The sequence below is a fragment of the Salegentibacter chungangensis genome (assembly GCF_042678405.1).
GTDB classification, from domain to species: domain Bacteria; phylum Bacteroidota; class Bacteroidia; order Flavobacteriales; family Flavobacteriaceae; genus Salegentibacter_A; species Salegentibacter_A chungangensis.
Genome location: NZ_JBHTLI010000001.1, coordinates 1528267 through 1542537 on the forward strand (window position 1 = coordinate 1528267; position 14271 = coordinate 1542537).

A 14271-nucleotide genomic window follows, 5' to 3' on the forward strand; every position below is an offset into this window, starting at 1 on the left:
TTAATTCCTTTCCTTTTGAAGACTGTCCTTCTTTTTCTCTATTTCTTCAGGCAGTCTTTTCTGAATTTCAGCCTTTACCGAATCTGATTTTTTATTCTGAAGGTCTTCCGGCTTTAAACGGGACTTTTCATTCAGCAAAAGATCATCTTCTTCGCGTTCATCGAAGAACTCTTCTTCCTCTTCCGGTAAGGGGATGCCTTCTATTTTTGTGAGTTCCGGTGCCGGTTCCCCTTTAAAAAGGCCCTCTTTGGAAAGGATGCGTTCATCCCCTCGCCAGTTGAAGCCGGTGAGCTCCCGGGCATTGGGAGGAAAGTCTTCTTCGGGAGTAAGCGTGCCATCAACATTGGTGTAATAATAAATATCTGTGATCTCCCGGTCATCCATAAGGATCTTTATAGAACTGGATAATGTTTTGTTGATCCCTATCAGCTCATCATCTTCAGTGCGGCTATAATACAGCGTTTCGGTGTTCTTATTAATATCTACCTGGTAGATCTCATTATCTTTAAAAAGCCCCGTCAGGTACATTCCTTTAACCTGGTTATAGCCTTCTATGCTGTCTTTTTGGATCAGGAAGGCATTATTGAAAACCCTGATGCTGTCCAGTTGTTCGGTTTCGGGATTGCTTAAAAGGTGGATGGTATCTCCGGTCATCTGGCTGTTCCCTGACCATAATACAGGGCTTCGGCGTTTATCGATTGAAGTCACAGGGCCTTTGTTGAGATTGATGAGCTTGGTGAGGCCGGTCTTTTCGTTCACGTGAACCGAATCGCTTTTACCGCTCATATTGCCCTTATAAAGACGAACATCATAAAACCCCCTGATGATCCGTTCATCGGCTTTCCCGGTGATCATTAGGGTGTCGCTGTGTATAAAAACCGAATCTTTCTCCTGAAGGCTCGCCGCTACCGCTTTTTTAGTGATAAATACCGAATCCTTGTCCCTGAAAACTTCAGCGTAATGGCCTGTTACAAGACTTTGGTTTATGGTATCTGTAACCTTAATATTATTGGTGGCTGAAGCGAAGCTTTTGTTTCGGTTAAAGTAAAGGCTGTCCCCTTCAACGGTACGGTTATCGTAATCTATTCTTGAATTCTTTACGAAATATCCGGTATCGCCCCGGGTATCATAAAAGCCGCGTTCACAGTAAACCGTACTGGTCTCACCTTCTATGGTAGATGGGCCGTAAAGATAAGCGTGCCCGGTTTCTGAATAAAAGTCGAGTTGCTCTGAATTTATCACGTACTCCGGATTGTTGACCACCACATTAGAAACAAAAGAGTATTTATCCTGTTCCATATAGTAGCGTCCAATGTCACTGGTAAGCACACTTGCGGTATCCCTTACGGTCCCTCCGCTCCTGTAGTAGGCCTGTTGTTTAATCCGGTCAAAGAACAAACTGTCGGTTTGCAGGGTGGTCTGTGGTCGCTGCATCAATACATCGCCACTGGCGAAGGCAAACTGGGTGGTCCCGTTATATTCAGCATAGTCGCTGGACATTCTCACCGTATCGCCCTGTTGCATTCTTACATTTCCGTAGGCTTTAAAGAAATTCTCCTGATCGTAGTGTATTGCCTGGTCACACCAAACCTCAATTCCCTGGTGTATAAAGTGAACCTGGTTGTCCACCTTACTTAGGATAATGGCTCCCGGATAGCGCTCTTCGTCACGAAGGGTCCGGTCACTGGTATAATCGATCTTTTTTACTTCCTGGGCACTTAAAGGTGCTGAAAGTATCAGGATCAATAAGATAAACGGGAAAAGATTTTTCAAGCTGAAGAATTTTTTCCAAAAATAGCGAAAATCAGCCGAAAAAGACTTCCGCCTAAAAAAAGATGCTTTATTCATTTTCCACTGATATGCTTCAGGTTAGGTTAAAATTTACCGCTTAAACAAAAACTAAGGAAGTATAAAGCCTTCACAATTCCTTCAAAAAATTAATAGAATTTAAGGTTTCAGCATCCGCATTAATAAAACATTAACGCTATATGAAAAACCAAAGCCTCTTTGGCTACGTAGATTTAATCGTAACCTAAAAATTTAATTATGAAAAAACCACTGATGAAAGTGAAGGCTCCCGGAGCTGAACACCAGAAAAATGGAAACTCCCGAAGGAAATTCATTAAAATGGGAGGGCTTGCTGTTGCAGGCTCCAGTTTGCTGCTTTATTCCTGCAGCGATGATGACGATATGATGAATCCTGAGCCGGTAGGTGAAGTGTTTGACCTTGGTAGCGGAGATGTTGGGATACTCAATTACGCCTATGCCTTAGAGCAACTGGAGGCGGCCTTCTATACCCGGGTGTTGGATGGTTCTTACTGGGCCGGGGCCAGCGCAGAAGAAAAACTTGTGCTTGAAGACCTTTATGACCACGAAGTGATTCACAGAGAGTTCTTTAAAGCGGCCATTACCGGGGCTGCCGGAGCAGATAAAACTTTACCGGAGCTGGAATTCGATTTCAGTGGAGTGGACTTTGGAGACAGAGACTCGGTACTGGGAACTGCGAGAGTTCTTGAAGATACCGGAGTAGCAGCCTATAATGGCGCCGGAAAGCTTATCCAGAATCCCGATTACCTGGTGATAGCAGGGAAAATTGTTTCGGTGGAGGCCAGGCACGCGTCTGCGATCAGGTCTATCTATCTTGAGAGCGATACGGCTTTTGCAGGAGACGATGTGATAGATGCCAACGGGCTGGATCTTGCAAAAGATCCACAGACCATTTTAACCGAAGTAGGGGGTACCGGGTTTATTAAAACCGAATTTACCGCTAACAATCTGCCTACCGGGTAATTAACCACTAAAACAAAATTATTATGAGTATTATAAAATTTTTAGATGAGTTCACGTCAGAAGATTTACTGGCGAAGAAATCATCCCGAAAAGATATGTTTAGAACTTTTGGGTCTCTTGGTAAGAAAGCTGCTGCTGAAGCGGTGCCATTTGGCCTGGCAACCTCCTCAGGCAATGCTTTTGCCCAAAGCAGTGGTAATGATGCCATTGCCTCGCTTCAGCTTGCACTTACGCTGGAGTACCTGGAGGCTGAATTTTATGGTAAAGCATTAGATTCAGGGGTGCTTCCTTCGGGAGGAAGAGCAGAATCGGTTTATATGCAAATTTCGAAGCACGAGTCTGCTCACGTAGACTTCCTTAAAGCCGGTCTTGGGGATAATGCGGTAGAATCTCCGCAGTTCGATTTTACGGCGGGAGGAGCTTTTGATCCTTTCAACCCGAATAACGATGCCGCTTATGCCCAATTGCTTGCTTTGGCTCAGGCCTTCGAAGATACCGGGGTGAGAGCTTATAAAGGGCAGGCTACCAATCTTATGGGAACCCAGTTTATGACGCCAGCACTTCAGATTCACTCTGTAGAAGCAAGACACGCTTCAGAGATCAGAAGACTAAGGGCCGATGTGATGGATGAAAACCTGAATGAAAATGCACTGGGCTGGATCACGCTGAATAACAGAGGTCCGGGAATGCCCGAAGCTACACAGGCAGTTTATAACGGAGAGGAAAATTTGACCCAGGGTGGAGTAAATCTTGTGGATGCTACAGGATTTAGCGCCGAATCTGTTTCCCAGGCTTTTGATGAACCCGTTAACACACAAACCGCACAGGATATTGCGAGTCTGTTTATAGTATCATAATTATTGATACTGGTTTTTGTTAGATAAAAAGGCCGGTCTTTTTAGACCAGCCTTTTTTTATAAATTCTTATGTTTGGAAATACTTACCTGTTAATGGTCTGTTTTCTGTCAGGACCAACAGATACTACCGAAATTGGAGTCTCAAGTTCTTTTTCAAGGTATTCCACATAATCATTGAATTCCTTGGGAAGCTCTTCGGCCTTGGTCATTCCTGTAAGGTCAGCATCCCAGCCCTTCATTTCTGTGTATACAGGAGTTACGTTTTCAGCTTCTATATTGAAAGGAAGGTGCTTAATTTCTTCTCCCCTGTATTTATATGCTGTACAAACCTTAAGGGTTTTAAATCCGCTAAGTACATCACCTTTCATCATTATCAGCTGGGTGATCCCGTTAATTTTAACCGCATATTTTAAGGCCACAAGGTCCAGCCATCCGCAGCGTCTAGGTCTTCCGGTGGTTGCACCAAATTCATTTCCAACCCGGCCCATAGTTTCGCCATCCTCATCAAAAAGTTCGGTAGGGAAAGGGCCGCTTCCTACCCGGGTGGTATAGGCTTTAAAGATCCCGTAGGCTTCTCCTATCTGGTTTGGAGCTACCCCAAGTCCTGTACAGGCACCTGCAGCGGTGGTATTAGATGAAGTTACAAAAGGATAGGTCCCGAAGTCTATATCAAGTAAGGATCCCTGGGCTCCTTCTGCAAGTACGGTTTTCCCTTCCGCCTGAGCGGTATGAAAATATTCTTCGCTGTCTATAAAGGTGAGCGATTTTAAGGTTTTAACAGCCTCAAAGAATTCTTTTTCAAGTTCAGCAAGATCATATTGCACGTCTACATTGTAGAAGCTGATCATTTTCTGATGCTTGTTGGCAAGGTTTCGGTATTTCTCTTTCCAGTCGTCAAGCTCCAGGTCTCCAACTCGTATCCCGTTACGCCCGGTCTTGTCCATATAGGTTGGGCCAATCCCCTTAAGAGTGGATCCAATTTTGGCCTTTCCTTTAGAGGCTTCGGAAGCAGCATCCAGAAGACGGTGCGTTGGAAGAATAAGGTGAGCCTTGCGTGAAATAAGCAATTTAGACTTATAGTCGATATTGTGCTTTTCCAGGTTATCCAGTTCTTTCTTAAAGATCACCGGATCTATAACCACTCCGTTTCCTACAATGTTTACACTTTTGTCGTGAAAGATCCCTGAAGGGATGGTGTGAAGCACATGTTTTTGTCCGTCGAATTCCAGGGTGTGCCCGGCATTAGGACCTCCCTGAAAACGGGCAATAATATCATATTTGGAAGTTAAAACATCAACGATTTTTCCTTTTCCTTCGTCACCCCACTGGAGTCCTAGTAGTAAGTCTACCGCCATTTAAAATATAGGTTAATTGGTTGTTTTTTTGTTGCCGTAAAAGTATAAAGAATGTTTGGTTATTTCGATATCGAATACCTCTTCAATAGTTTTCTTGATAGATTGTATCCTGGGGTCACAAAACTCGATCACCTCGCCGGTATCTGTCAGGATAATATGGTCGTGCTGCCGGTCGAAATAAGATTTTTCATACTGTGCCTGGTTTTGTCCAAACTGGTGTTTTCTAACCAGCCCGCACTCTAAAAGCAGTTCTATGGTGTTATAAAGCGTGGCCCGACTTACACGGTATTTTTTATTCTTCATATTGATATAGAGCGACTCTATATCGAAATGGTCATCATTGTTGTAAATTTCCTGAAGGATAGCAAAACGCTCGGGGGTTTTGCGATGTCCTTTCTCTTCCAGGAATTTCGTGAAAACATTTTTTACAACAGCCTGATCGTTTTTATTTACAACTTTTTTACTCATAATATTTTATCGCGGTAAAGTTATGTGATTATTCACGGGTAACCTTATCTATGCCGTTAATTTTTTTGAGGCGGTCTATAATCTTGGTTAAGATGTTGTTGTTCTTGACAACAAGAGTAATTCTTCCGCTGAAAACACCATCGATACTCTCAAAATTTATCTTTCTCATGTTCACGTTAAGATTGCTGGAAATCTCTTTGGTGATCTCACTTACCAATCCAAGATTATCGATCCCGGTAAGCTTGATAACAGCTTTGAAATCCTGTTGAGAGGAGTCTATCCATTTCGCCTGGATAATACGGTAGGCATAATTGCTCTGAAGTTGTATCGCATTAGGACAGTCTTTCTTATGTACTTTAATTCCTTCATTTACCGTCACAAATCCGAAAACCGGATCCCCGGGGATCGGGTTACAACAACTGGCAAGCTTGTATTCCAGGGTCTCATCTTCGTCCCTACCAAAGACAAGCTGATCATATTTTGAAGTGATCTCATCTTTGTTGAGGTCTTCAGCCACGGTCGGCTTTTTGATCTTCCTCTTGATATAGCTTACCAGGGCATTGCTCCTGGAGTTGGCAAATTCCTTGAGTTTCGGGTTATCTATTTTACCGATACCTACACGGTAGAAAAGATCAAGACTGGTCTTAAGGCTGAAATATACTACCAGTTCATTAACCGTTTTCTCGTTGAAAGGAATTTTCTGGGCTTTCAGTTTTCTGGCCAGAATAGCTTTTCCTTCTTCTGCGATCTCCTTTTTCTCTTCTTTTAATGAAGATTTTATTTTGGCTCTGGCTCTTGCAGTATTGGCATAATCCAGCCAGTTAATATTGGGTTTGGCATTTTCTGAAGTGATGATCTCCACCTGATCGCCGCTTTTAAGTTCGTGACTTAACGGAACCAGTTTATTGTTGACCCTGGCACCGCGGGTATGTGACCCCACTTCGGTGTGAATGCTGTAGGCAAAATCCAGGGGAGTAGAACCCTTTGGTAATGATTTCAGGTCTCCCTGCGGGGTAAACACAAAAATCTCCTTGGCGTATAGGTTCAGTTTGAATTGCTCTACGAAATCTACCGCATTTACTTCCGGGTTTTCCAGGGCTTCCTGAAGGCGATTAAGCCATTCCTCAATACCCTGTTCTTCCATGTTATTACCGTGCTTATACTTGTAATGGGCGGCATAACCTTTTTCGGCGATCTCGTTCATTCGTTCACTCCTTATCTGGACCTCTACCCAGCGACCTTTTGGCCCCATAACCGTGATGTGCAGGGCTTCATAACCCGTAGATTTCGGAGAGGAGATCCAGTCCCTTAACCTGGTTGGGTTAGGGCGGAAGTGATCGGTCACTATAGAATAGATCTTCCAGGCCAGGAACTTCTCATTTGCCTCATCACTTTTATAGATGATTCTAATGGCAAATTTGTCGTAGACCTCATCAAAGCCTACGTTCTGGTTTTTCATCTTTCGATGAATGGAATAGATCGACTTTGGCCTTCCTTTAATTTCGTATTTGAATTCTTCCTTTTGAAGAGAGTCTTCTATGACCTTCGAAAATTCACGAATGTATGCATCCTGTTCTTCCTTACTTTCCTTGATCTTTGTCAGGATGTCGTTATAGACTTCAGGTTCAGTATATTTTAATCCAAGGTCTTCCAGTTCGGTCTTTACATTATACAGCCCGATCCTGTGTGCAAGTGGGGCATAGATATAAAGTGTTTCTGAAGCGATCTTTTCCTGTTTGTCGCGGCGCATCACTTCCATAGTCTGCATATTATGCAGCCTGTCTGCGATCTTAATGATAATTACCCTGATATCGTCGTTCAGGGTGAGCAGCATTTTCCTGAAGTTCTCTGCCTGCAGGGAAGCATCCTTATCTTTTTTAAGGTGAGAGATCTTGGTAAGCCCGTCAACGATCTTTGCTACCGTTTTTCCGAACTTTTCTTCAATATCCTTTAAGGTATATTTGGTGTCTTCCACCACATCGTGTAGCAGGGCTGCGGCAATAGAGGTTGCATCCAGTCCTATCTCTGAAGCCACGATCTTGGCCACGGCAATAGGGTGGAAAATATAGGCCTCTCCAGATTTTCTTCTCTGGTCTTTGTGCGCGTCTACGGCTGTATCAAAAGCCGAACGGATGAGTTTTTTGTCTTCGTCGGTAAGGGTTTGATAACTAATGCGAAGGAGTTCCTTATACTGCCTTGCGATATTTTTATTTTCCTTTTCAATTGCTGCCTCTGTCATGTTTTAAAAATACGATTAAGATTGTAAAGAAACAACTACAGGCTTCCCTTTAAGTTCCTGAATCTTTGCAGGAGCGTAGGGTGCGAGTAATGCATAAATACATAGGCTTTATGCGGGGTTAGATTGCTTAAGCTGTTACGGGATAGTTTTTTTAGGCTCGAGATCAGGTCGTCGGCATTATAGGTGTTCTTAGCGAAATTATCGGCCTGGTATTCAAATTTTCGAGAGAGGTAATTCATAATCAATCCGGTGATCTCTGAAATTGGACTGTAAAGAATTCCGAAGGCAATAAGGCCAATATGAAAACTCGGCTGGCCTACTCCCAGGGCTTCAGAAAGTACCGGGCTGCCCACAAATAATGACAGCAGCCATAAAGTGAAGCCCGTGGTCAACACTGAAGTCAACAGGTTTACAATGATGTGGTTCTTCTTATAATGTCCAACTTCGTGCGCAAGCACAGCAACGATCTCTTCCTCTTCCAGATCGTTTACCAAGGTATCAAAAAGCGTGATCCTTTTTTCTTTTCCGAAGCCGGAAAAATAGGCGTTCGCCTTTGTACTTCGCTTAGAGCCGTCTATTATGAAGATGTTGTCGAGTTTAAAGCCTACACTTTTGGCGTAAGTTTCGATCTTGGTCCTTAGTGAGCCATCTTCCAGCGGACTTTGTTTGTTGAACAAAGGCACGATCAGTTTGGCATAGAACATATTCAGGAAAACTGAAAAAGCGGCAATAAGGATCCACGCATACCACCAGAAGTTAGCTCCTGCAAACTGGTAGAACCATACGATAAGGGCCAGTATTCCTCCTCCAAGAATAGCCATCATTCCCAGCCCCTTTAGCTTGTCCAGGAAAAAGGTGGATTTGGTCGTTTTATTGAAACCGTATTTTTCCTCGATTACAAAGGTGCTGTAATAAGAAAAAGGGGTCATCAGGATATCGCTTCCCAGCATTATTATTCCGAAGAATATTAAGGCTGTTAGAATAGCATTATCGCTAATGCTTCGGGCGATCTGGTCTACAAAGGCAAAGCCGTCAAAAAAGATGAAACCAAGGGTCAGCAATATTGAAAATGTAGAAGTGATCAATCCGAATTTATAGCGTTCTTTTTTATAGCGCTGGGATTTCTCATATTCTTCTTTATCATAAACATCGCTGAGTTCCTCAGGGACAGGGTCATCAAAATGTTTCGCGTTAAGCGCATCAAGGATCTTGTCGATGATAAAATCCAGGACCAGGATGCCGATTATGATGTAGAATAAAATTTCTGGGCTCAATGAATTGTTCTTTTAATTTTTAAAATCTCTTTGCCTTTTGGCTTCAAAAATAAGTATTCCCGCAGCAACCGATACATTCATAGAATCTATCTCCCCGCTCATTGGAATTATGATGTTGTGGGTTGAATTTTCGAGCCATTCGTTACTTAGTCCGGTGGCTTCGGTGCCTACAACTATTGCAGAAGCACCGGAAAAATCAATTTTATGGTATGCTTCTGAGGCCTGTAATGCCGCGGCGTAGATCTGTATGTTCTGTCGTTTAAGGAAGCTGATTATTTCAGAGGTAGTGGCGGTTGCTATTTTATTGGTGAAAACACAACCCACACTTGAACGTATAATATTCGGATTAAAAAGATCGGTCTTCGGGTTGGCGATTAGCACGGCGTCCACGGCAGCCGCGTCGGCAGTTCGAAGGATCGCGCCGATATTCCCGGGTTTTTCGGGAGCTTCCGTCACCAGTAATAGGGGATTCTTTTTATCGAATTTCAGATCATCAAGAGCCCTCTCACGGTTTTTAAATACTCCAATGATCCCTTCAGTGCTTCCGCGATATGCAAGTTTCTGATAAACTTCAGAGGACAGGGAAGTGATCTGGGGAGAATTTTTCAGCTCTTCAATAAGTTTTTCCAGGTCTTCTGAAGAAAAAAGCTCTTCACAAAAATAGATTTCAGAAAGCTCAAAACCGCCTTTAAGGGCCAGGCCTATTTCCCTGATGCCTTCAACCGGAAATACCCCTTCTTTTCTTCGGTTTCTCGATTTCTCCTGAAGCTGCAGCAGTCGCTTTACCGCCGTATTCTGTGGACTTGTGATTTGCCTGTACATAGGTGTAAAAATAAGCAGATATATGGTCCTGCAAATAAAAAGCCCCCGAAAAATTCCGGAGGCCTTTAGGTTGGTCAGGTTGTATGTAGCAAAAGATTATTTGCTTTCAGCGTGTTCAGCCTCATCGGCCTCAGCTTCTTTATTTTGGGCATTCTGCCTTTTGTATTTATTCATATAACGTTTCCAGAGTTCGGTCTGGTGAGTTTCAAGGCTAATTTCACGCCCCTGAATAAAGGCGTGGCTAAGGATGTTGGTACGCATATCCAGCGCATCGCCTTCACTTATAAACAGGGTTGCATCCTTACCTTCTTCAAGGCTTCCCGCTATATCATCTATTCCCAGAATTTTGGCGGAGTTGGAGGTGATCAGCTGAAGTGCTTCCTCCTTATCCAATCCAAAAGCAACTGCGGTCCCTGCATAAAAAGGCAGGTTCCTGGTATTCATTCTTTCCATTCTTCCGGCGCTTTGTATGGCTACAAGCACTCCCTTGTTATAAAGTTCTGTTGCCAGTTTATAAGGAGAGTCGTATTCCTGGTAATCCTGATTAGGAAGATTGTGAGGGCGTTCTACCAGTACCGCAATATTGTTCTCTTTGAGCTTATCGGCTAAATCCATTGCCTGGTATGCCCCAACAAAAACCATCTCCTTCAGCTCATTATCCTTCTTGAATTGAATGGCGTCCAGCATTTCCTTTTCTCCGTTAACGTGAATATAGACCTTCTTGTCTCCAGTAAACACCTTTTCCATAGCCAGATAGGGAAGATGTTTAACATTTCTTTTTCCGCTAAGATAGGCTTTGGCTGAAGCAAAAAAGTCATTTAGTTCCATAACCTGTTTCTGGTATTCCTTGTTTGGCTTCATCCCCCGTTCTTCGCCTAACCACCAGCGGCCACGCTTAAAGCTTGCCGGCCAGTTAATGTGGAGACCATCATCTTCCTTCACTACGGCATCTTCCCAGTTCCACGCATCAAACTGCACGATAGAGCTGGTTCCTGAGATCCTCCCGCCTCTTGGGACTACCTGGCCTATCAGTACACCATTAGGCCTCATAGACTCTACTACTTTACTTTCGGCATTATAGGCAATAAGGCTTCTTACGTGAGGGAGCATACTTCCAATTTCGTCCTCATCATCGGTGGCTCGTACAGCATCTATCTCTACAAGTCCTAGGGTGGCATTGGGCGCTATAAACCCGGGATAAACATCTTTACCTTCGGCATTTATCACACGGCCTTCAGCCTCTGCCTCAGAGGCTTTGGCTACTTTTGTGATCTTTCCGTTCTCAAATATGATCAGGCTGTTTTCAATTACTTCTCCGGTCCCGGTATGAGCGGTAGCACCAATTATGCTTATCACTTCATCCTGTGCGGGAGCGGGTGTCTGTTGCGCATTCAATATTCCTGCTACAGATAAGAATGCAAGTATGAATGTTATTTTTCTAAATCTCATTTCTTAATTTTTTTAGTGGATTTCGTGCATTGTATTGCAGTGAATATGCGTCTCTTCCTTCTTGGTTACCGGCTGAGTTTTCACCCCTTCATTCTTAGCCTTAAGCATCTGGGTAATAAGCTCGCTGCGTTGTTCTTTAATTTCTTCACGCATAGCCTTGTCCTTTTCAAGATCGAAGTATACAACGCCTTCTACCATAGTTTTTAGAGGTTTGGCATAAATGGAAAGAGGGTGCTCGTTCCACAATACAAGGTCTGCCTGTTTGCCTTCTTTTACGCTTCCTACCTTATCATCTATATGAAGCAGTTTTGCAGGATTAAGGGTAACGAACTTCCAGGCCTCTTCTTCAGAAACGCCTCCGTATTTTACGCTTTTCGCAGCTTCCTGGTTCAATCTACGACTCATTTCAGGATCGTCACTGTTAATGGCAGTTGTAATCCCCTGGCTGTGCATAATTGCTGCATTGTAAGGAATTGCATCGTTCACCTCATATTTGTATGCCCACCAGTCTGAAAAAGTGGATGCGCCAACTCCGTGCTCCTTCATCTTATCGGCTACCTTATAGCCTTCCAGAATATGGGTGAAGGTATTGATGTTAAAACCAAAAGATTCTGCAACTTTCATCAGCATATTGATCTCACTCTGAATATAGGAGTGGCTGGTCACAAAGCGTTCACCATTCATTATTTCTACAAGAGTTTCAAGCTCAATGTCTTTGCGGTAGTCTTCTTTGTTCTTCTTTTTTTGTTCATACGCCTTTGCGCGGCTGAAATAGTCGGTGAACACTTGTTCCACACCCATTCTGGTTTGCGGGAATCTGGATTCGCTCCCCCAGTTGGATTGCTTCACATTCTCACCAAGGGCGAATTTGATGAATTTCGGAGCCTCTTCAAAGATCATATCCTCGGCATCCTCACCCCATTTGAGTTTCATAATGGCAGAGCGCCCTCCGATAGGATTAGCAGAACCGTGCAGCAGTTGTATGGTGGTCACTCCACCGGCAAGGTTCCTGTAGATATTGATATCTGTTGGGTCTATCACATCTTCCATAGTCACTTCGGCCGAAGAATTATGACCGGCTTCGTTGATGGAAGAAGCAGCGATATGCGAATGCTCATCGATTATTCCCGAGGTAAGGTGCTTTCCGGTTGCATCGATCACTTTTGCATTTCCGGCATTAAGATCTTTCCCGACTTTGGCTATAAGTCCGTTCTTTACCAGTACATCGGTGTTTTCCAGGATTCCTGCATCTTCATTGGTCCATACGGTAGCATTCCTGAAAAGGATGTTTTGCTCTTCCGGCATTTCGCTGAAACCATAAGCCTTATTAGGGAAACTTACCGGCGCTACCTCGTGGGTTTTGTTTTTCTTCTCTTTATCATTTTCAGAAGCGATTTCGCTGTCTTTTTTAGAAGCGGTGAAATTCACTCTTTTCCCGTTTGGAAGGATAGCCTTTCCGCTGAACTCTTCTGAAGCCGATGGGACCTTTGCAGTTAACCTGATGAATTCGGTTTTTGTAGTATCAGGCGAAGACAGAAGAAGGTTTACCCAGTTATCTTCGAAGCTAAGCTTTGAACCGATCTTGGTGTCATTCATGGTAACTTCAGCTTTAGGCTTTGAAGGTTCGCCCGTGATCTTAAGATCGTAAGTCTTCTCGTTAAGAGTCAATTCATATTTCCCGGTGATATCGGTGGTGTTCATACTTTCTAAAATGGCCCTTTTACCCTGAACCCAGTTTTCATAAAGCGTGGTTTCCTTATCGAAAAAATCTCCCGAGGTAATGATGAAATTCGCCCAGGCACCTTCCTTGATGACTCCAAGCTGGCCTTCCTGACCAATTACTTTAGCCGGAGTAGTGGTAAGTGCAGCAAGAGCGTCTTCTTTATTAAGACCGTACTCTATAGCCTTTAAAAGATTCGTTTTGAAATCTTTTTCAGCATCCAGCTCGTGGGTGGTAAGAGTGAATGGCACCTCTTTTTCTGCAAGCATTTTAAGGTTTGCAGGGGCCTGGTTCCATCTTTTCATTTCTTCAAGGCTCACATATTCTGAAAAATAAGGATCTTCAACATCATATGCGTCCGGGAAATTTAACGGGACAATATAAGTTGCACCGGTTTCCTTGATCTCCTTTAATCTTTCAAATTCATTTCCGCTGCCCAGGATCACATATTGTATTCCGAATTCATCCCCGACCTTATCGGCCCTGAATTCGTTCAGCAGATTATCGGTTGCGAAGATCTGTACAAGATTTTTGTTATTGTTAAGTGCCTGTAGGGCCAAATCCTTATTCTCAGAGTTTCCTTTGGCGTACCAGTCGGCATCCAGGTATGTCTGGCGCAATAAGGCGGTAACCCCCATTATAGAAGTAGGGTAGGCCTGATTGGATTGTACGCTTTTATCAAAAGAAAGGTATTGCGCAGAACGGTCTTTCAGGATACGGTCTCCTTTGGTGCCCTCAGGATTAAGGGCTACCAGCATTCCGGTACCACGAATAATCCCGTCAGGAACGTGCGTGTTGACCACCCCAAACCCGGCTTTATGCAGTTTTGTGGCTTTTTCGGAGTCGTAACTGAATTTTGACACCGCATCGGTGTCAGGGCGAATATGATCGTTCCAGTAGTAACCTTCACGGCTTGCATCATATTGAGGCTGTCCGTTGCCTCTTTCGGCCTTCTTTGGTTTTTCAATTCCGAAGTCAGAGAAAAGATCAATAAAAGAAGGATATACTTCCTTTCCTTTAAGGTCTACGACAACGCTGTTAGCAGGAATTTCGATATTCTTTCCAACGGCAGTGATCTTGCCCTCCCTTACCGCGAACATACCCTTATCGATAACGGTAGAAGGATCTACGTGTATTTTCGCATTTTTAAAGACAGTGTAATTGGTGTTCCGGGATTTAACCCCGTCGTTTTTAGGAAAATATTCCTGAGCCTGCAGACTTATGCTTCCCAGTAATATTAAACATAGTAGAAATTTTAATTTCATAAATGTAAAGTGGTTTAAGTATTTCCAGATTT

Annotated in this window: 10 protein-coding genes; 2 read left to right on the plus strand and 8 right to left on the minus strand. The window is 43.5% G+C overall.

What is annotated here, in order from left to right; all coding sequences use genetic code 11:
* Window positions 1-1848 (minus strand): OstA-like protein, encoded by a 1848-nt coding sequence (locus tag ACFQ3Q_RS06930; protein ID WP_380744241.1) that lies wholly within the window; start codon window positions 1846-1848, stop codon window positions 1-3.
* A gap of 198 nt (window positions 1849-2046) precedes the next feature.
* Between ACFQ3Q_RS06930 and ACFQ3Q_RS06935 the strand changes: the two genes are divergently transcribed.
* Window positions 2047-2790, plus strand: a complete 744-nt coding sequence (locus ACFQ3Q_RS06935; protein ID WP_380744243.1) for a ferritin-like domain-containing protein — start codon at window positions 2047-2049, stop codon at window positions 2788-2790.
* Between the two features lie 23 nt (window positions 2791-2813).
* The gene (locus tag ACFQ3Q_RS06940; protein WP_380744245.1) at window positions 2814-3647 is read left to right on the plus strand and encodes a ferritin-like domain-containing protein; all 834 of its coding nucleotides are present in this window, start codon (window positions 2814-2816) and stop codon (window positions 3645-3647) included.
* A gap of 83 nt (window positions 3648-3730) precedes the next feature.
* Here the strand turns inward: ACFQ3Q_RS06940 and ACFQ3Q_RS06945 are convergent, their stop codons facing one another.
* The 7 genes from ACFQ3Q_RS06945 to ACFQ3Q_RS06975 form a co-directional block, all read right to left on the minus strand.
* Window positions 3731-5002: an adenylosuccinate synthase gene (locus tag ACFQ3Q_RS06945; protein WP_380744247.1), complete on the minus strand. Its 1272-nt coding sequence runs from the start codon at window positions 5000-5002 to the stop codon at window positions 3731-3733.
* 12 nt (window positions 5003-5014) lie between these two features.
* A complete protein-coding gene (locus ACFQ3Q_RS06950; RefSeq protein ID WP_380744249.1) occupies window positions 5015-5470 on the minus strand; it encodes a Fur family transcriptional regulator in 456 nt (151 codons plus the stop codon).
* A 28-nt stretch (window positions 5471-5498) separates the two neighbouring features.
* On the minus strand, window positions 5499-7709 hold the full coding sequence (locus tag ACFQ3Q_RS06955; protein ID WP_380744251.1) for a RelA/SpoT family protein: 2211 nt from the start codon (window positions 7707-7709) through the stop codon (window positions 5499-5501).
* Between the two features lie 35 nt (window positions 7710-7744).
* Window positions 7745-8983, minus strand: a complete 1239-nt coding sequence (locus ACFQ3Q_RS06960) for a M48 family metallopeptidase (RefSeq protein WP_380744253.1) — start codon at window positions 8981-8983, stop codon at window positions 7745-7747.
* Between the two features lie 12 nt (window positions 8984-8995).
* Window positions 8996-9805 carry a TrmH family RNA methyltransferase gene (locus tag ACFQ3Q_RS06965; protein WP_380744255.1) on the minus strand — a complete coding sequence of 270 codons (810 nt, stop codon included), beginning with the start codon at window positions 9803-9805 and terminating at the stop codon, window positions 8996-8998.
* A 96-nt stretch (window positions 9806-9901) separates the two neighbouring features.
* A complete protein-coding gene (locus tag ACFQ3Q_RS06970) occupies window positions 9902-11254 on the minus strand; it encodes an amidohydrolase family protein (protein WP_380744257.1) in 1353 nt (450 codons plus the stop codon).
* Window positions 11255-11266: 12 nt separating this feature from the next.
* Window positions 11267-14239 carry an amidohydrolase family protein gene (locus tag ACFQ3Q_RS06975; RefSeq protein ID WP_380744259.1) on the minus strand — a complete coding sequence of 991 codons (2973 nt, stop codon included), beginning with the start codon at window positions 14237-14239 and terminating at the stop codon, window positions 11267-11269.
* Between the last annotated feature and the right edge of the window lie 32 nt (window positions 14240-14271).